Source organism: Citrobacter sp. Cpo065 (genome assembly GCF_030332805.1).
GTDB lineage: Bacteria > Pseudomonadota > Gammaproteobacteria > Enterobacterales > Enterobacteriaceae > Citrobacter > Citrobacter portucalensis.
In genome coordinates, this window is sequence record NZ_JAOWHC010000029.1 from 60,741 (window position 1) to 78,906 (window position 18,166).

General features: G+C 50.5%; 16 protein-coding genes. 11 read left to right on the forward strand and 5 right to left on the reverse strand.

All coding sequences use genetic code 11. The features are described 5' to 3' along the window. The first annotated feature begins 84 nt into the window (after window positions 1–84). Window positions 85–1,200, forward strand: a complete 1,116-nt coding sequence (gene adrA, locus OGY68_RS06325) for a diguanylate cyclase AdrA (protein WP_095533161.1) — start codon at window positions 85–87, stop codon at window positions 1,198–1,200. Between the two features lie 17 nt (window positions 1,201–1,217). On the opposite strand, the gene proC is transcribed toward adrA, so the two are convergent. Further along, on the reverse strand, window positions 1,218–2,027 hold the full coding sequence (gene proC, locus OGY68_RS06330) for a pyrroline-5-carboxylate reductase (RefSeq protein ID WP_003021462.1): 810 nt from the start codon (window positions 2,025–2,027) through the stop codon (window positions 1,218–1,220). A gap of 273 nt (window positions 2,028–2,300) precedes the next feature. On the opposite strand from proC, the gene OGY68_RS06335 reads away from it, so the two are divergent. The 5 genes from OGY68_RS06335 to ppnP all read left to right on the forward strand — a co-directional run bounded on the left by OGY68_RS06335 (window position 2,301) and on the right by ppnP (window position 4,986). Continuing rightward, window positions 2,301–2,756, forward strand: coding sequence for a YaiI/YqxD family protein (locus tag OGY68_RS06335; protein WP_008783909.1), 456 nt, complete (start codon window positions 2,301–2,303; stop codon window positions 2,754–2,756). A gap of 186 nt (window positions 2,757–2,942) precedes the next feature. After that, a complete protein-coding gene (gene aroL / locus OGY68_RS06340; protein WP_057068904.1) occupies window positions 2,943–3,488 on the forward strand; it encodes a shikimate kinase AroL in 546 nt (181 codons plus the stop codon). A 26-nt stretch (window positions 3,489–3,514) separates the two neighbouring features. Continuing rightward, the gene (gene yaiA / locus OGY68_RS06345) at window positions 3,515–3,706 is read left to right on the forward strand and encodes a protein YaiA (RefSeq protein WP_003021472.1); all 192 of its coding nucleotides are present in this window, start codon (window positions 3,515–3,517) and stop codon (window positions 3,704–3,706) included. A gap of 246 nt (window positions 3,707–3,952) precedes the next feature. Continuing rightward, a complete protein-coding gene (locus tag OGY68_RS06350) occupies window positions 3,953–4,630 on the forward strand; it encodes an AroM family protein (RefSeq protein ID WP_003830963.1) in 678 nt (225 codons plus the stop codon). A 71-nt stretch (window positions 4,631–4,701) separates the two neighbouring features. Further along, entirely contained in the window at window positions 4,702–4,986 is a 285-nt protein-coding gene (gene ppnP / locus OGY68_RS06355) for a pyrimidine/purine nucleoside phosphorylase (RefSeq protein WP_003021477.1), read from the forward strand. Between the two features lie 50 nt (window positions 4,987–5,036). Here the strand turns inward: ppnP and rdgC are convergent, their stop codons facing one another. After that, a complete protein-coding gene (gene rdgC / locus OGY68_RS06360; RefSeq protein WP_286616897.1) occupies window positions 5,037–5,948 on the reverse strand; it encodes a recombination-associated protein RdgC in 912 nt (303 codons plus the stop codon). Between the two features lie 91 nt (window positions 5,949–6,039). Between rdgC and mak the strand changes: the two genes are divergently transcribed. Beyond that, window positions 6,040–6,948 (forward strand): fructokinase, encoded by a 909-nt coding sequence (gene mak, locus OGY68_RS06365; RefSeq protein WP_057068902.1) that lies wholly within the window; start codon window positions 6,040–6,042, stop codon window positions 6,946–6,948. Window positions 6,949–6,975: 27 nt separating this feature from the next. Here mak and araJ read toward each other — a convergent pair whose 3' ends face one another. Further along, complete coding sequence (gene araJ / locus OGY68_RS06370) at window positions 6,976–8,148, reverse strand: MFS transporter AraJ (protein WP_048216350.1); 1,173 nt, start codon at window positions 8,146–8,148, stop codon at window positions 6,976–6,978. Between the two features lie 549 nt (window positions 8,149–8,697). Between araJ and OGY68_RS06375 the strand changes: the two genes are divergently transcribed. From OGY68_RS06375 to OGY68_RS06390, 4 genes are all read left to right on the forward strand, one after another. Beyond that, complete coding sequence (locus tag OGY68_RS06375) at window positions 8,698–9,255, forward strand: fimbrial protein (protein ID WP_057067587.1); 558 nt, start codon at window positions 8,698–8,700, stop codon at window positions 9,253–9,255. Window positions 9,256–9,355: 100 nt separating this feature from the next. Continuing rightward, the gene (locus OGY68_RS06380; protein WP_224759888.1) at window positions 9,356–10,078 is read left to right on the forward strand and encodes a fimbrial biogenesis chaperone; all 723 of its coding nucleotides are present in this window, start codon (window positions 9,356–9,358) and stop codon (window positions 10,076–10,078) included. A 2-nt stretch (window positions 10,079–10,080) separates the two neighbouring features. After that, the gene (locus OGY68_RS06385; RefSeq protein WP_275382831.1) at window positions 10,081–12,630 is read left to right on the forward strand and encodes a fimbria/pilus outer membrane usher protein; all 2,550 of its coding nucleotides are present in this window, start codon (window positions 10,081–10,083) and stop codon (window positions 12,628–12,630) included. Window positions 12,631–12,644: 14 nt separating this feature from the next. Next, on the forward strand, window positions 12,645–13,643 hold the full coding sequence (locus tag OGY68_RS06390; protein WP_057067584.1) for a fimbrial protein: 999 nt from the start codon (window positions 12,645–12,647) through the stop codon (window positions 13,641–13,643). Between the two features lie 85 nt (window positions 13,644–13,728). Here the strand turns inward: OGY68_RS06390 and sbcC are convergent, their stop codons facing one another. After that, window positions 13,729–16,872, reverse strand: coding sequence for an exonuclease subunit SbcC (gene sbcC, locus OGY68_RS06395; protein ID WP_057067583.1), 3,144 nt, complete (start codon window positions 16,870–16,872; stop codon window positions 13,729–13,731). Then, window positions 16,869–18,071: an exonuclease subunit SbcD gene (sbcD, locus tag OGY68_RS06400; RefSeq protein ID WP_286616902.1), complete on the reverse strand. Its 1,203-nt coding sequence runs from the start codon at window positions 18,069–18,071 to the stop codon at window positions 16,869–16,871. Before sbcD ends, sbcC begins: the two co-directional genes overlap by 4 nt. Between the last annotated feature and the right edge of the window lie 95 nt (window positions 18,072–18,166).

Genomic DNA, 18,166 nt, shown 5'->3' on the forward strand with positions numbered 1-18,166 from the left:
GGGTGAGCAGGTAAAATCGCTCACCCGAAATATCATACTTCCGCCACCAGACCCCTTCCTATAATTTGGGAAATTTGTTTCAGAATATTCCCAAATACGATGAATGATGAAAACTTTTATCAAAAGAAGGTCGTCCCGAATGAAGCATTTATATTGCTTCATCAAAATGATCACCAACGTTCCGGTCTGCGATTTGCCCGACGAATCAGGCTGCCACGAGCGGTGGGACTGGGGGGAATGTTTTTCCCTATCGCGTCGGTATTAGTTTCTCAGCCAATAACCGGAGGCTGGTGGCTTTTGCTGGTGGGATGGGCGTTTGTCTGGCCGCATCTGGCATGGCAATTGGCAAGTAAAGCTATCGATCCACTGCATAGCGAATATACCAACTTAAAAGCCGATGCCATTCTCGCCGGGATGTGGATGGGGATTATGGGGATAAACTTGCTGCCATCCACGGCGCTGTTGATGATTATCTGTATCAACCTGATGGGCGCAGGGGGTATGCGTGTCTTCATCGCAGGCGCCGTGTTGATGGTGGTTTCCTGCCTGGTGACGTTACAGTTAACGGATATTCCCGTGGCTTTTAGCAGTACGCAACTGAGTGTGCTGCTGTCGCTGCCGGTGTTAGTGGTTTACCCGTTGCTGTTTGCCTGGGTGAGTTACCAGACGCTCATCAGGCTGGCAGAACATAAACGTCGCTTACAGGTTATGAGTACGCGAGATGGGATGACCGGGGTTTATAACCGACGTCATTGGGAACTGTTGCTGCGGAATGAATTTGATAATTGCCGCCGCCATCAGCGTGATGCCACGCTCCTTATCATCGATATCGACCATTTTAAGAGTATCAATGATACCTGGGGCCATGACGTCGGGGATCAGGCCATTGTTGCACTGACCCGCCAGTTACAGATGACCTTACGCGGTAGCGATGTGATTGGTCGCTTTGGCGGTGATGAGTTTGCGGTAATCATGTGTGGCACGTCAGCGAGCAGCGCGATTGCAGCGATGTCTCGTGTTCACGAACGGCTTACCCAACTGCGTTTATCTTGCGCGCCGCAGGTTGACCTGCGCATTAGCGTGGGCGTTGCGCCGCTGACGTCTGAAACTGAACACTATCGAGAATGGTTAAAATCAGCAGATATGGCTCTCTACAAAGCAAAGAATTCCGGACGTAACCGCACTGAAGCGGCGGCCTGACGTCCGGCGGTGTTAACTCAGGAGCGGCTGAGTTTTTCCGACTGCTCCATGCACTTAATCATCGCTTCAATCACCGATGAACGGAAACCGCGTTCTTCCAGGACGCGTACCGCCTCAATGGTGGTTCCACCCGGCGAGCACACCATATCCTTCAATTCGCCAGGATGTTTACCCGTTTCCAGAACCATCTTCGCCGAACCCATTACCGCTTGTGCTGCAAATTTATAAGCCTGTGCGCGGGGCATCCCCCCCTGAACGGCGGCATCTGCCATCGCTTCGATAAACATAAATACATAGGCCGGTGCTGAACCGCTGACGCCAACGACCGGATGAATCATTGCCTCCGCAATGACTTCAGCTTCGCCAAAGCAGCGGAAGATATTGAGCACGTCGGCCGTATCTTCCGGCGTGACTAAGGCGTTTGGCGTGACGGAGGTCATTCCGGCGTTCACCAGCGATGGCGTGTTTGGCATCGCGCGAATGATTTTACGGTCATGACCCAGCGCGCGGGCAAGTTGATCGAGGGTAACACCGGCGGCAATCGAGACGACAAGGGAATCTTTGTTCAGGCTGGAGGTAATTTCGCTCAGCACCTTAATCATGATGCCTGGTTTTACGGCCCCAAAAACAATATCAGCGATCTGCGCGACTTCTTGTGCAGACTGCGCCGCATTAATGCCGTACTGGTCGTGCAGCGCGGCGACCTTATCGGGGGAAGGGGTGTAGACCCAGATTTGTCCGGGGAGAACCTGACCGCTGGCGATCATGCCGCCAAGAATGGCTTTGCCCATATTACCGCAGCCGATAAAACCAATTTTCTTGTCCATCTTGTCACTCCCTATGGATGATATTCATTGTTTTATACCCGTCATACTTCAAGTTGCATGTGCGTTGGCTGCGTTCGCTCACCCGAATCACTTACCAGAGTAAGCTCATCCGGACTCATTCTCTTGCCGCCTGCCTGCAACCCGAATTATTTAGGGTAAATCTGGGAAAGCTAAGCTTAGCGCGGAATGAATATGTTCAGAAGGAGAAACAGCACTTTGCCTGAAAGTAAAAGCACGCGACAATGTGCGACAGCACACCAGTGGGGAGAAGTTATGACAATATGGGTGGATGCCGATGCGTGTCCGAATGTGATTAAAGACATTTTGTACCGCGCCTCTGAGCGCATGCAAATGCCGCTTGTTTTGGTGGCCAACCAAAGCCTGCGCGTCCCGCCTTCGCGTTTCATCAGCACATTACGTGTGCCTGCGGGCTTTGACGTGGCTGATAACGAGATTGTGCGTCAGTGCAGCGCCGGTGATTTAGTGATAACGGCAGATATTCCGCTGGCGGCTGAAGTGATTGAAAAAGGTGCGGCGGCGCTTAACCCGCGCGGCGAACGTTATACCGAAGCGACGATCCGTGAGCGTCTGATGATGCGTGATTTTATGGATACACTGCGTGCCAGCGGTATCCAGACCGGGGGGCCGGACAGCCTTTCGCCCCGCGACAGACAGCATTTTGCGGCTGAACTGGATAAGTGGTGGCTGGAAGTTCAGCGTAGAAAATAGAGTGTGTAATTTATTATTTACACTTTATTCATTGTGAATTCTTGTTATAGTAGGGGTTAACTCATCTCGTCATTCTTTCTGTAATTCTTTCTTTACATTTTTGGCGATGTACTAGTTTGATGATATGATTATATTTTTAACCGCATCAGATCCCGCTTGTTGGCGGCTCTCTGGGGAAATTCTGTGATGACGCAACCTCTTTTTCTTGTTGGCCCCCGGGGGTGTGGTAAGACGACAACCGGTATGGCGCTGGCAAAGGCTATTGATTTCCAGTTCGTTGATACCGATCGCTGGTTGCAATCGCACGTGCAAATGACCGTGGCAGAAATCGTCGAAAGAGAAGGATGGGAAGGGTTTCGTGCCCAGGAAACGGCCGCTCTGCAGGCTGTCACCGCTCCTGCCACGGTTGTTGCGACCGGCGGCGGTATCATTCTTACCGAATTTAATCGTCATTACATGCGCAGCCACGGCGTGGTTATCTATCTAAGCGCACCGGTATCGGTACTGGTTGATCGTCTGGAGGCCACGCCTGAAGAAGGATTACGACCGACTCTAACCGGCAAACCGTTGACCGAAGAGGTTCAGGAAGTGCTCGCCCAGCGTGATGTTCTGTATCGTGAGGCTGCGCACTATATCGTTGATGCCACCAATCCGCCTTCGCAGGTAGTGGAAGACATTCTTGGGATACTGGCGCAGGCAGCGCCACGGTTGCAGGGCGGTGTCTATACTTAATGTTCATCCAGTGAAAAGGAAGAACTATGCCGACACAACCACCTTACCCACGTCAAGCGACCATTGTTACGGTTGAAAAAGGGACGCCAGGCCAGACGGTAACCTGGTATCAACTTCGTGCCGACCACCCTAAACCGAATTCGTTGATCAGTGAGCATCCTTCAGCTCAGGAAGCGATGGATGCTAAAAAACGCTACGAAGACCCCGATAAAACCTGATATGAAGACCGCTCTGGCACGAGTCTTAAAAGTGCCAGTCCGGGCGTGCATCACATTATTTTAAATTTCGCCGTATACAGTAAAAATTGAAAATTAAACAATAACAATCCAGTACTGGAATGATCTGGAATCTTTACACAATACACCGCCGATCTACTGCTACGCTTTTGAGCATTTGTAGCACAGGTCAGCGCCCGGCACTTATCCGGGATTTCACAGCAAAGTAAGAAGACGGTGGAGCAACAAATGAGTACGTCGTTGGCTATCCTCACGATTGGCGTTGTGCCGATGTGTGAGATGTTACCGCTCCTGACGGAATATATTGATGAACAGCACATTACTCACCACAGTCTGCTGGGGCAGATGCAGCGAGAAGATGTGATGGCCGAGTACGGGGCTTCACCCGGTGACGAGCTGTTATTAACGCTGCTTAGCGACCACCAACTTGCTCATGTCTCACGTCAGAAAGTGGAACGCTCGCTGCAAAGCATTGTGGAGGTTCTCGATAATCAGGGATTTGATGTGATCCTGCTGATGAGTACCGCCTCAATCACCCGTCTGACCGCCCGCAATAGTATCTTGTTGGAACCTATACGCATTATTCCCCCGTTAGTGGCTTCGATTGTCGAAGGGCATCAGGTTGGGGTCATTGTACCTGTTGCTGAATTGCTCAAAGCCCAGACACAAAAGTGGCAGGTGTTACAAACTCCGCCAGTGTACGCCGTGGCGAATCCAGTAGAAGGTTCTGAACAACAGCTGATTGATGCCGGGAAATATCTCCTTGAGCAAGGTGCTGATGTTCTTATGCTGGACTGCCTGGGGTTTCATCAACGTCATCGTGATTTACTGCAAAAGTCGCTGGATGTCCCGGTTCTGCTGTCCAATGTGTTGATTGCCCGACTGGCTTCGGAATTGCTGGCGTAATTTTGCGTGACAGGTGGAACGTCAGCCCCCTATATTGGGTATTAACTTAATCACGAGATAGGGCCAGTTGTATGCTTCAAAGTAATGAATACTTTTCCGGCAAAGTAAAATCGATCGGTTTTACCAGCAGCAGTACTGGCCGCGCCAGTGTAGGCGTGATGGCTGAAGGTGAATATACCTTTGGTACTGCGGCGCCTGAAGAGATGACGGTAGTTAGTGGCGCACTGAACGTGCTGCTGCCAGGGGAAACCGAGTGGAAAGTGTATGCCGCAGGAGACGTGTTTAACGTACCGGGCAACAGCGAGTTTCATCTGCAGGTAGCAGAGCCAACATCCTATCTTTGCCGTTACCTGTAAGCGTAAAAATGACGAATGGCGATATTGAGTCGCCATTCGCTAAACACAGCTTAACGTTGCGCTTCGCCGCCTAATCCTTCCACCAGACTTTTAATCAGCGCCGCCAGTTCACCTGTCATCAGGATGAAATCGGCATCAAAACGCTGAGCATAATCTTCGCGGTCGATATCTTCGTTTTGATCGCGCAGCTCGTCGCTGAACTTCAGGCGCTTAATGGAGCCGTCGTCACACATAACGAACTGAATGCGCTGCTGCCAGTCGAGGGCCAGCTTAGTGACCAGTTTGCCCGCTTCGATATGCACGGCGATTTCGTCGCAGACCAGATCCTGCTTTTTCGCGCGGATCACACCGCCGTCTTCAAGGATCGCTTTCAGTTCAGCTTCATCCAGCAGTTGGAAGCCCTGCGCCGTGGTGCCGGAGCGAACCCATTCGGTCAGCGTCAGCTCAATAGGGTTTTCCATCGTCAGCGGAACGACCGGCAGCGAACCGAGACTCTTACGCAGCAGCGCCAGCGTATCTTCGGCTTTTTTCGCGCTCGCACAATCAACCATGATCAGATCGTTGACGGTATCGATCCACATCATTGTCTGGCTGAAGCGGCTAAAGGCGCGCGGCAGCAATGAGTGCAGAACTTCATCTTTCAGCGAGTCTTTTTCGGTCTTCTTAAGTTTGCGACCTTGCTCAGCTTCCAGTTTGAATATTTTGGCTTCCAGCGCCTGTTTGATAACCGGCGACGGCAGAATTTTTTCTTCTTTGCGGGCGCAGATAATAATTTGGCCATTGGCGGTATGCGTTAATGCATTGCTGTGCGATCCCATCGGCGGAACCCAGCCCATTTTTGCCATATCCTGGCTACCGCAAGGGGTGAACGTCATTGATGCCAGCTGTTTTTCCATTTCTTCGGCTCGCAAAGAAACATCGCGGCTAAGACGGTAAACCATTAAATTTTTGAACCACAGCATGATAATTTCCACGGCCTTGTCGTTAAATCCAGCGGGCATGATAGCGAATTGTCGCTATGCTTGCATTGTTAATCGGGAAGAGGAGCAAACAGTGCGTATAGGTATCGATTTGGGCGGAACGAAAACGGAAGTTATTGCGCTTGGCGATGCGGGCGAACAGCTTTTTCGCCATCGCCTGCCCACGCCGCGTGATGATTATCGGCAAACGATAGAAACCATCGCCACGCTGGTGGAGATGGCGGAAAACGCCACCGGGCAGACGGGAACCGTGGGAATGGGCATTCCAGGTTCAATCTCGCCCTACACCGGGGTGGTAAAGAATGCCAACTCGACCTGGCTTAACGGACAACCTTTTGACAAAGACCTGAGTTCGCGTCTGAATCGTGAAGTGCGGTTGGCAAATGATGCCAACTGTCTGGCGGTTTCAGAAGCGGTGGATGGTGCGGCGGCCGGGGCGCAAACCGTGTTTGCGGTGATTATCGGCACTGGATGTGGCGCAGGCGTGGCACTGAATGGTCGGGCGCACACGGGCGGTAACGGTACCGCGGGCGAGTGGGGGCATAATCCGCTGCCATGGATGGACGAAGATGAGCTGTGTTTCCGACAGGAAGTCCCCTGTTATTGCGGTAAACAAGGCTGCATTGAAACCTTCATTTCCGGGACCGGCTTTGCCACCGACTACCAGCGTCTGAGCGGTAAGCAGCTCAAAGGCAATGAAATTATCAGCCTTGTTACTGCGCAGGATGCTCTTGCGGAGCAGGCGTTGAGCCGCTATGAGCGTCGTCTGGCGAAATCACTGGCACATGTGGTGAATATTCTCGATCCGGACGTCATTGTGCTGGGGGGCGGAATGAGCAATGTCGACCGACTGTATCAAAACGTTCCGACGTTGATTAAGCAGTTTGTCTTTGGCGGCGAATGCGAAACGCCTCTACGCAAGGCGCTACACGGGGATTCCAGCGGTGTACGCGGTGCGGCCTGGCTGTGGCCGCAGGAGTAAGGTTCGCGTAGCCGGGTAGCGCAGATGCTATCCGGCAGCGTGTGTCATCTGGGGTACTGCGCGCTTCAGGCGACCGTACAGCAGCAGTGACGACATCGCAGAAAACGACAGCAGTGCCGCCGGCAGCGTCACGTAGTTGTAGGCAAAGCCCAGCGTCAGCATCATGCCACCGCAGTAAGCGCCAATCGCGCTGCCGAGATTAAAGGCAATTTGCCCGCCAGCCGCACCCAGCAGCTCCCCTCCTTTAGCATTTTGCAGCAGCAAAATTTGCAGCGGTGCCGACAGGGCAAACAGGCCCGCGCAGCAAATAAAGGCGAAGGTCAGCGACGCGGCTTTGATCCCGCCAAAGGCAAAGAGCAACAGCAGAGCCAGCACAATCACGAAGTCGGTTATCACCGCAATGCGCAGCGGCGTATAGCGACCAGACAGCCGACCGCTCAGCAGATTTCCCAACACCATTCCTAATCCTACCAGCATCATGATGAAGGTCATCAGCGCTTCGGAAAAGCCGGAGATGAACATCATGTATGGTTTGACATAGCTGAACCAGGCGAAAACCCCGGCGTTACCAAACATGGTGGCGGAGAAAATGAGCCACGGGGCGGGGCTTTTCAAAAAGTGAAATTGTTCGCGCAGGTTTCCTTTTGCTTCATCGCTGATGTTGGGCACCCAAAAAGCGACCGAGACCATCACGGCGATATTAAAGACGGCAATCAGCAGGAACGTATAGCGCCAGCTAAATTCCTGACTCAGCCAGGTGCCGACGGGAATGCCAACCAGATTGGCAACGGTCATACCCGAAATCATGCCCGCGACAGCGGCGGTGACTTTTCCCGGGCGGGCGAGCTTCGACAGGATAATTGCGCCAACGCCAAAAAATGCGCCGTGCGGGAAGCCTGAAACCAGCCTACCCACCGCCAGCATAAAATACGAGGAGGAGAGGGTGAAAATGGCGTTGCCAATCACACACAGCGTGACCAGAAATAGCAGAATATGCTTGAGCGAAAAGCGGCTGGAAAAGAGTGCAATAATGGGCGCGCCAAGCACCACGCCAAAGGCGTAAAACGAAATCATATGGCCAGCGGCAGGAATGGAGATTCCCACGTCCCGCGCCAATTCGGTGAGTACACCCATGATGCCAAACTCGGCCATGCCCAGCCCAAACGTCCCCAGGGCTAAAGAGAAAATGACTTTTTTCATACCACCTGTCATACACAGCAACAACAGCTAAGTAGGGCTAATGCTATCATATTTGTGAAGTCTGAACGAACGATTGCAATTATTCTTGAAAGCAATTATTTGCATGTTAGATGCCGATAACATACGGACTCGGAATTGTAGTCTTTTCAATATATAAAATACACTAAAATAATGTTTTATTGATGGGCGGTTTCTGGTTGGGAATGGGTTGTTGTATTCATAACGAATATGAATCGATAGTGATTTATTTTTTATATATAAAACGCATAGCTATAAATTATTTAAATATTGTTTTTCTTTGTGTGATTAATTTATTTTAACTTATTGTTTTATAATGGTATTGTTTTTTGTCTTTGTGCTATTGATGAAATAAAAATCATATTATATTATATATGCCGACCACAATATCCATTGGGTTAGAACGCATAAGATTCTATCTTTCGGACCTCTTCTGAGGACTGTTTGGGATTTTTATATGCAAAAGTCTTTGGCGGGAATTTCAGAGGCAGCATTCGAAAGATAATAAAATTTATTATAGGGAAATTTCATATGAAAAAGAAAGTACTCCTTTCTGCCTCTTTGTTGCTTGTTGCAGCTATCAATGTTGCGCATGCGGCAGACTTAACTGATGACCAGGGCACCGTCACTTTTACTGGTACCATTATTAACCCGCCTTGCCAGGTTGATACAGACAGCGAAGATGTTCAGGTACCCTTTACCCCGCTGGGGACGAACGCCTTTGCTGGTATTGGCGAAGAAGCGTCTCAGGTTCAGCCGTTTGCAATTAAACTGACTAAGTGCCCGGAAAATACTGTGGTAAACCTGACCTTTGCAGGTGATACCGCAACGGAAAATACGCAGCTGAAAGCGCTTACTGGCGGCGTTGATACCGGTGTTGGCATTGTGGTTTATGGCGCTGATGCCAGCAATGATAAAGTCGTTTTTAACGACGAAGCGAACTCTGCTTTTGCTCAAACGACCGGGGCAAGCGAAGAAAATGACCTGACGTTTAACTTCACATCAAAAGTTGTGGCAACCGTTGATCCGGCGAGTATCAAAGGCGGCGAGTTTGCCGCAACCACAACCTATACCATTTACTATCCATAAGGGATGTAGAGTGGGAGTGACGTAAGTTCAGACAGGATATGCCATAGGATAATCAGGGTATGTCCTGTAATTCTTTTCGAGATTTAGCCATAAGGGATGAATGATGAATCTCAACATTTCTGGTTTGCTGTTTTCAGCAATATTCATTCTTTTTCAAAACGCTGCTTCGGCGGGGGTGCAAATTAGCAATACGCGTATTATTTATCCTGGAGATGTGGATGAAGTTCAGGCAACGGTAAAAAACACGGGTAATGGTAATCAGCTTGTTCAGGCATGGGTTGATAACTTCGATAAGAATGATAAAAGTAAGCCTCCTCTTATTATTACTCCTCCGTTATTTAAACTTATTGGCGGACAGACGAATATCCTACATTTTATCTCAGTCGATAAAAATGACATCCTGAAAAAAGATCGTGAACAAATTTTTTGGGCTAATATCAAGTCTATCGAAGCGACGCCTAAAGTGTTATTACAACAAAGTAAGCTACAATTGGCTACCCGCAGCCGTATTAAGCTGATATGGCGACCAAAAGGATTAAATAAAAACGACGCGCAAGAAGCATACAAAAGCCTGATATTTTCTGTTTCAGGTGGACGTTTGGCTGTGGATAACCCGACGGCATACTATATTTCTTTGCATAATATGACCGTTGACGGCAAAGAGGTAAAGCCGCCGAAAGATACGCTTTCTGCTGTGTCTATGATGATTTCACCCTATTCAAAAATGATCTATTCCCTACCGGGTGGGAACGCTAAGTCTGTTCGATGGAGTGCAATCGACGACTACGGCAATGCCACTTCCGAACAGGAAAAGTCACTTTAAATTTGGCGGATAAGGATATCCACAATATGCGGCCTATCAATAATAATCATGAAATTCTCTCATTGAAATTATCAGCTATTGCCACCGCGTTGATGTTGTGTAGTCCGTTTTGTATCGCTGAATCACAAGTTGCTGATGATGAGTTTAATATTGATGCGCTACGTTTTGATTCCCCAATAGACAGCGCAGAGGCGATCCGTACTTTTTTAGACGATAATGCACTTGCACCAGGCGTCTACCTCAGTTCTGTTTATTTTAATAATCATTTTGTTGAAAAAAAGAATGTGACGTATGTGCTTAATGAAGCCCATACCGCACTCATTCCCGTGTTAAAAAAATCAGAACTGGCCGCCTATGGCGTCAATGTCAGCAAAATGCCATTGATGAAAACGATGTCTGATGACGCCACGGTTGATGATATCGGACGTTACATTGAAGAGGCTTCCTGGACTTTCTCCACTCAGCAACAACGGCTGGATATTCGTGTTCCGCAAGTTGCTGTTAATCAGGAAGTGCAGGGGTATATCGACCCTGATAATTGGGATGATGGGATACCTGCTGCACTGTTGGGTTATTACTATAGCGGCTCTAAAACACACTACAGCTCCCAGGGCTCGTCGACACAAAATTACCTGAGTTTAAACAGTGGACTGAATGTAGGGCCGTGGCGCATACGAAACAATGGAAATTACCAAAGCGGAGACGGTTGGGAAAACATTTCGACGTATATTCAGCGGGATATAAAGCGCCTGCGTAGCCAACTGACGCTCGGCGATAGCTCTACTGCGGGAGATATTTTTGACAGCCTTCCGATTCGTGGTATTCGTCTGCAAACAGATACCGCTATGCTGCCCTATAGCCAACAAGGGTTTGCGCCGGTGATCCGGGGGATTGCGAAAAGCGATGCTAAGGTGACCATTAAGCAAAATGGCTACACTCTCTATCAAACCTATGTCAGCGCAGGGGCGTTTGAAATTACGGATGTACCGCAGGTATCTTCCGGCAGTGATTTTGATATAACAATCACGGAGGCTGATGGGAGCGAGCGTAGCTTCGTTCAGACGTCGTCTTCTTTACCTATCATGCAGCGACAGGGGGCATTGCAATATAGCGTTGCCGCCGGGCATTACCAAAATAATGATACATCAGAGGATCCTAATCTGGTCGAAGCGCAACTTATCTATGGGTTGCCTTATGGTTTTACCGTGTATAGCGGCGTGTTGGGCAGTGATTTTTATCGTTCCGCGGCATTAGGTTTTGGTATTGATCTTCATGATTTTGGCGCGTTATCGTTTGATGCCACAACGGCCAGAAGCGAAGTGGCTGATAACGTCTGGCAGGGGATGTCTTATCGTGCCCAGTATGCGAAGAATATTGATACGACCAACACCAATCTTACGCTTGCGAGTTATCGATACTCTACCCGTAATTTTTATACGTTTACGGAAACGTTAAATAACCGAACTAACGATATTGATGACGACAGTTTTTATGCTTATCGCAATACCAATAACCGTCGTAGCCGCTTTCAGGTAAATATCAGCCAGAGCCTGAATGAGCTAGGTTCTTTCTATCTCTCCGGTTATCAGCAAGATTACTGGGGGCTGGCGGGTTATGAGCGCACGGTTTCTGTCGGTTATAACCAGAACTGGGAACGGATCCGATTTATGCTCAACTATTCGTTGACGCAAACGCCAACCTCACATCGTGATGAGCAGGTTTCATTTACTGTCAGTATTCCCTTAGATAAATGGTTACCCAGTGCCTGGGCGAATTATACTTATACAGATAACCGTCATCGTAGTCAGCAACATCTGATTGGGATCAGTGGTACTGCATTGCAGGATGATAACCTCAATTATAATCTCCAGCAGTCTTGGGGGAATAATGGAATGGGGGAGAATGGAAGTATGAATGCCACCTGGCAAGGCTCATTTGGCTCTGTTTCTGGTGGGTACAATTATGACAACAACAGCCGGCAAGTGAATTATAAGTTACAAGGTGGGATTATCGGCCATGCTGGCGGGTTTACTTTAGCACAGTCGCTACCTGAAACGGTGACCTTAGTCGATGCCGACGATGGGCCTGATATTAAAGTAGAAAACAGTACCGGCGTATATACTGATTCCTATGGCTACGCTGTTATTCCATATGCCTCACCCTATCGAACGAATAACATTATATTGAATACGGCAAGTAACCCGCAGGTTGATATTGAGGAGCCCGTCAAACAGGTGATTCCTTCGCGTGGTGCGGTCACACTGGCAACATTTTCTGCACGCACCGGTATACGTGTTTTGTTAACGCTACAACATAATGGAAATAACGTTCCTTTCGGCGCGCTTGCGGCATTGGCAGGGGAAAACGAAAAAAATTATGCCAGTATCGTGGGTGATAATGGACAGGTTTATTTAACCGGTGTATCGGCAGGCGATCGCGTTATGGTGAAGTGGGGTGAGAAAGCAACACAGCAGTGTACCGCGCAGATTGCTATTCCTGCCGATGAACTTACCAACAAAACCGTTGCTATATTAGCGGCAGAGTGTAAATAAAGGTGAAAGTGATAATGATATCCTTCATTAGGTATGTGATTGTATTTTTTGTACTAAACTGGTCAGTGGTAAGTTATGCTTCATGTTATTATAAAAATGATACGACAGCTGCAACCTATACGGTCACCGTTCCGACTATTAACGCTCAGCGCGATGTCCCTGCAGGAACTGTCCTATGGGATAGCGGTTATCTTAGTGCTCCAAATCAATCGGATATATTTTGTAATGGGGTGCACCCAATCTATCGTGGATATGATGACTCATCATTGACGCTGGTAAATGGTGTTGAAGAATATGTTTATCAGACGAATAACCCAGGCATTGGGATTAAAATTTGGTGGTTGTCTGTTGATAGTGGCAAAAGCTACTCACCAAGTGATGCCCGTATTTTTTATTCTCCGGCAAAGGCCGAGGGTAATAAAACATGTAAGGGGTGTGAATACATAAATGTATCGGCAATGTTTGAGGTGCGATTAATCTCAACCGGGCAACCTATTACAGATACTCCCTTGCAATTATCACGATTTAGTGCTTCCCGAATATATGAATCCGCCGCCCAACTTCATATTAACTTTACCGATGCAGATGTGGTGGTTAACAGTGCCAGTTGTGTACTTAATAGTAAGAATATTTCTGTTAATTTGGGACGTTACTTTAAAACTGTCAGTCTGAATAACCCGGGTGATACTGGTGATGCGGTTGATTTTAAAATTGATTTGACGTGCGATCAGGATACCAATGTCAATGTATTATTTTCTGGTACAACGGCAGCAGGCGATAGCACTATTCTGACATTAAATGATCTTGATTCTCCGACGTCTGCGCAAGGTGTCGGTGTGCAAATTTTATATAACGATCGGTTAGTGAATTTTGGCGAGCTCCTGTCCACGATAAAAAATGGTGCAGAAGGGAGCGTCGCTCTGCCGTTTAAAGCTCACGTCATACGTTTAAATGAGAACTTGCGGGCCGGTGAAATCAACGCCACGGCGACCTTTGATATGATTTACCGCTAGCGGTTATTTTTTAAGCGTAAGAATGATATGCAGGGAATGATATTGCCGATCTTGTCGGCAATATCAACACGTCGAAAAATCAGCGTCATTCCACTCTGAAAGTGTTGTCGAGTTTACTGTAACCCAGCCCGTTGATTTTTTTCACTTTAATCTGCACCGGAATGCGTTCTTTCATTGCTTCGACGTGGCTGATCACGCCAATGGTTTTACCGCTAGCGTTGAGTGCATCCAGTGCGTCCAGAGCGGTATCCAGCGTTTCGCTGTCCAGCGTGCCGAAGCCTTCGTCGAGGAACAGGGAGTCAATTCGCGTTTTGTGGCTGACCAGATCGGACAATGCCAGCGCCAGCGCCAGACTCACCAGGAAGCTCTCACCTCCGGAGAGCGTACGCGTGTCACGCACCGCATCGGCTTGCCAGGTATCGACCACTTCCAGCTCCAGCGCTTCGCTAGCTTTGCGCTGCAACAAATAGCGACCGTGCAGACGGGTTAACTGGTTGTTGGCAAGCCAGACCAGGTTATCCAGCGTCAGTCCCTGGGCAAATTTGCGGAACTTATCTCCCTCTTTCGAGCCGATCAGCGCATTCAGATAGCCCCAGTCTTCGACCTGCTGCGCGACTTTTTCAATCTCCTGCATCAGCGCCTGCTGCTGCTGGCGGTTTTCAGCATCCTGCCTGAGCTGCTGGCGAATTTCTCCCTGACGAGTGGTGTTATCCCGCAGCAGTTGGGTGAGCTGCGCCAGCGTGTCGCGAAGATGTTGTGCCGTGAGCGTGAGATCCACCCCGGTTGGTTGCTGCTGTTGATGAGTCACCAGCGCCTGCTGGGCCTGATTAAGCAGCGTTTGTGCCTGTTGTTGCTGGTTTTCCAGCGATTGTTTCAACAGCTCAAGACGGTTGAAGGTCTCTTCATCCAGCAGGGCGGCAATAAAGGCGTCACGGTTGTCAAAGATGCTGGCCTGCAATGCGGCATCAAACTGCGCCTGAATGTCTGCAGCGCGCTGAACGTCCTGTGCTTCCTGCTGCTGCAAGGTTTGCCACTGTCCCTGTAAAGAGAGGCAATCGTCGTGCACCTGCCGCCAGTTTTCCAGCGACAGATCCTCAATGATTTCAGAAAGCGCCTCAGATTCAGGCAGCGTTTCCAGCAGCGGCGCAAGTTGGGCAATCCGGGCCTGTATCTCGGTCAGTTCATTCTGGCGCTGTTGCCACATTTGCGCTTCGTTCGCCCGTTCGCTTAACCATGAGGAGACTTCATCCTCGGGCGGAAGGGCCAGACCATGACGATCCAGCTCTGAGGTTAACGTCGCCTGGCGCTGGTCAATATGCTGTTGGAGTTGAGTAATCTGTTCGGTATGCGCGGCGATTTGCGCCTGCAGGGTATGACGCAAGCTTAACTGGTGAAGCTGTTGTTCGTACTCTTCCTGAGCGGCCAGCCACGGGGCAATGTCATCCTGCGGTTGTAGCGATACGTTGAGGCTGGCGGTAACGGTCAACCACTCTTGAGTAAGTGCTTGCTCCTCCTGAGAAAGCCTCTGTGCTTCGTGTTCATCGCGCTGAAGTTGCTGCGTTATCGCCTCAAGCTGCCCGCGCAGGGTTGAACCCTCATCGGCCAGCGTTTTGACCTCTTTTTCCAGCGTCTCACGTCGTGCCTGATTTACGCTCAGCTCAAGCGTCTGGTAACGCTCAATAGCCGGATGTGTGGTAGAGCCACAAAGCGGACAAGGTTTGCCGGATTCCAGTAACGCCCGATGGCTTTCCAGATCTTTGATGCGGGCTTCCTGCTCGCAAATGAGTCTCACATCGGCAAGTTGCTGATTTTTATCTTTATAGCGCTGACGTTTTTCGGCAAGTACCGCGTTGCGCTGGGTCAGCTCTTGCTGGCGCTGCACCAGTGAAGCGCGTAGCTGTGCCAGCTGCTTTTGCTTCGGGGCGATTTGCCCGTGCAGATTACTGAGGCGCTGGCGTAGTGGACGAAGCTGCACATGTTGCGCCAGCGCTTCTGTCACTTCCTGTGGCGAAAGGGTCAACGTGGGAAGCTGCAGGGCATCGAGTTTACGTGTGTCGTTCTCCCGCAGCTGCTGCCACTGGCGTAGCTGGGCGCTGGCGTCGGACTGTTGCGCCAGAAGCGCTTTCCATCCTGCCAGTTCGCTATTCCATAAGCGGAAGCGGTCATGTTCGTTCAGCCAGTCGGTTAACGTCTGTTGTTCGGCGAGTATCGCGGTCGATTGCGTGTGCGCTTGCTGACGGATACGCCCGCGCAGCGCTAAGCTGCTTTGTAAGCGAGTATTCACTTCCTGAATCTTCTGGCGCGTACGCTCGATAGTAGCCGTTTGTTCCTGGATTCGCTCCCAGTGAGGGCGCAATGCTCTGGCCGGCTGCGCCAGGCTCAGCGCTGCCAGCTGCGGCTGCGCGTCTTCTTGCGCCTGAAGTGCTGCCTGTAATGCCTGCTGATGGCGGTTTATGTCCGTCTGAAGCTCATTTTGCCGAATAAGCCAGTTGAGGTGCTGTTGCTGGGTTTGTTGGCTGGTAAAGTATTGTTTTTCTTCGTCAGTAAGTACCTGCAAACTTTCCGTCAGGGACTGCACCTGCTCTGGTGCTAACAGCGCCACGCCGCTGGCCTGGGCCTGCAGTTTTTCCAGCTCCGTACGCGCTGACTTGTGCTTTTCAAACACCATGGCGGAGATTTGGCCGTAGATCTCAGTACCAGTTAACTCCTCCAGAAGCTCGGCGCGCTCTTTCGGTTTGGCATTAAGAAAGGCGGCAAACTGGCCCTGAGACAGTAGCATCGAACGGGTAAAACGCCCGTAATCCAGCCCGGTAAGCTCGGCTGTCATCTCCAGCTTGTCTTTGACTTTATCGGCGAGGATTTTACCGTCAGCGCAGCGGGCTAGCTCTACGCGCGGGACCTGCAGGTTGCCCTCGGGCTGATTGCGCGCCCGGTTCTGGCTCCAGAATGCGCGGTAGGCTTCGCCGCGCACCTCAAACTCAACTTCGGCCAGACACTCCGCGGTGTCGCGGGTCATCAGGTCGTTTTGCGACTGTGATACGGTATTCAGGCGCGGTGTTTCGTGGTACAGGGCGAGGCAAATCGCGTCCAGCAGGGTGGTTTTCCCCGCGCCCGTTGGCCCGGTAATGGCGAACAACCCGTTGCTGGCAAAAGGTTCTGCTGTGAAATCGACTTTCCATTCTCCCTTCAGGGAGTTGAGGTTCTTCAGGCGCAGGCTGAGAATTTTCATGCTTCACTCTCCCCGGCAAGCGTGTGTAAGGTTGCGCTAAACAGCTGATTCAACCGCTCACGCTGAGGCTCCTCGAGCTCTTCCAGCGCCAGGCGGCGGTCAAAAACTTCCGTTACGCTTAGCTCGCTTAACGTTTCGCGTCGTTCATTGGCCATAATACGTTCACGTTGTTCCCGACTGCGGCGCACCAATAACACCTCGACCGGTAAATCTTCGGTTAAGGCCTGGATCTTACGTTGCATGTCATGCAGATAGTCGTCGGTGGTGATTTCAATATCCAGCCATATCGGCGGCTCTTGTGGCACGTTACGCCACTGTTCAAGCTGGGCGGTAATGGCGGCTAAATCGCCTTTCAGTACCGCAAGCGGCTGGGTGACCGGTACGGTGAGATTTTCAACGGCGCTGAGTCTCCCCGCTTCGAAACTCACCAGATGTACACATTTGCTTTTGCCGCACTCGTCAAAACTGAGGGCAATCGGTGAACCGCAGTAGCGAATATGGTCCGTCCCGCCGATAACCTGCGCCCGGTGAATATGCCCCAGTGCGATGTAGTCCGCAGGTGGAAAGTTTTGCGCCGGAAAGGCGTCCAGCGTACCGATATAAATGTCACGTACGGCGTCACTTTTACTGGCGCCAACGGTGGTCAAATGCCCGGTCGCAATGATGGGCAGGTTTCGCTCGCCACGCAGCGTGCAGGCGCCCTGATACTGCTGCTGGTAATAGTCGGTGATTGCCCCCAGCAGATGCTGCTGTTTTTCTTGTCCGGTTAGCCCGGCCTGGCTGGTAATGATGTCACGTGGTCGTAAGAAAGGAACCGGACACAGGATCGCTCCCGGCGTGCCATCACGTTGCGGCAGCACCTGCGGCGCATGGCCGGCGCTGGCAACGACCGTGGTGTTGAGAAACGCCAGAATATCGCGGGATTCATTGAGCGTGGCGACGGAATCGTGGTTGCCTGCCAGCACGACCAGATGACAGCCAGTTTGCTGCAAATTGACGACAAAACGGTTATACAGCTCACGGGCGTAGCTTGGCGGTGAGCCGGTATCGAAAATATCGCCCGCCACAATAATGGCATCCACCTGCTGGGATTGTGCCGTTTCCAGCAGCCAGTCGAGAAAGGCCTGATGTTCAGCAGCGCGGCTCTTGCTGTAGAAATTTTGGCCCAGATGCCAGTCAGACGTGTGAAGGATGCGCATAAGAGTTCCATGACGATAAAACAGTGGCGGGGATTATAACCTTTCAAGGACGGTAATATCTTGTCTCCGGGCTGTCATAATTCGTCTGGCTGCGT

Bases quoted from the DNA above. Each gene is read 5' to 3' on its own strand.
- sbcC (WP_057067583.1), bottom strand. From the start codon at position 16,872: ATGAAAATTCTCAGCCTGCGCCTGAAGAACCTCAACTCCCTGAAGGGA.
- OGY68_RS06380 (WP_224759888.1), top strand. From the start codon at position 9,356: ATGATGAATCTCAACATTTCTGGTTTGCTGTTTTCAGCAATATTCATT.
- OGY68_RS06335 (WP_008783909.1), top strand. From the start codon at position 2,301: ATGACAATATGGGTGGATGCCGATGCGTGTCCGAATGTGATTAAAGAC.
- sbcD (WP_286616902.1), bottom strand. From the start codon at position 18,071: ATGCGCATCCTTCACACGTCTGACTGGCATCTGGGCCAAAATTTCTAC.
- aroL (WP_057068904.1), top strand. From the start codon at position 2,943: ATGACGCAACCTCTTTTTCTTGTTGGCCCCCGGGGGTGTGGTAAGACG.
- ppnP (WP_003021477.1), top strand. From the start codon at position 4,702: ATGCTTCAAAGTAATGAATACTTTTCCGGCAAAGTAAAATCGATCGGT.
- OGY68_RS06390 (WP_057067584.1), top strand. From the start codon at position 12,645: ATGATATCCTTCATTAGGTATGTGATTGTATTTTTTGTACTAAACTGG.
- OGY68_RS06375 (WP_057067587.1), top strand. From the start codon at position 8,698: ATGAAAAAGAAAGTACTCCTTTCTGCCTCTTTGTTGCTTGTTGCAGCT.
- yaiA (WP_003021472.1), top strand. From the start codon at position 3,515: ATGCCGACACAACCACCTTACCCACGTCAAGCGACCATTGTTACGGTT.
- araJ (WP_048216350.1), bottom strand. From the start codon at position 8,148: ATGAAAAAAGTCATTTTCTCTTTAGCCCTGGGGACGTTTGGGCTGGGC.
- rdgC (WP_286616897.1), bottom strand. From the start codon at position 5,948: ATGCTGTGGTTCAAAAATTTAATGGTTTACCGTCTTAGCCGCGATGTT.
- proC (WP_003021462.1), bottom strand. From the start codon at position 2,027: ATGGACAAGAAAATTGGTTTTATCGGCTGCGGTAATATGGGCAAAGCC.
- OGY68_RS06350 (WP_003830963.1), top strand. From the start codon at position 3,953: ATGAGTACGTCGTTGGCTATCCTCACGATTGGCGTTGTGCCGATGTGT.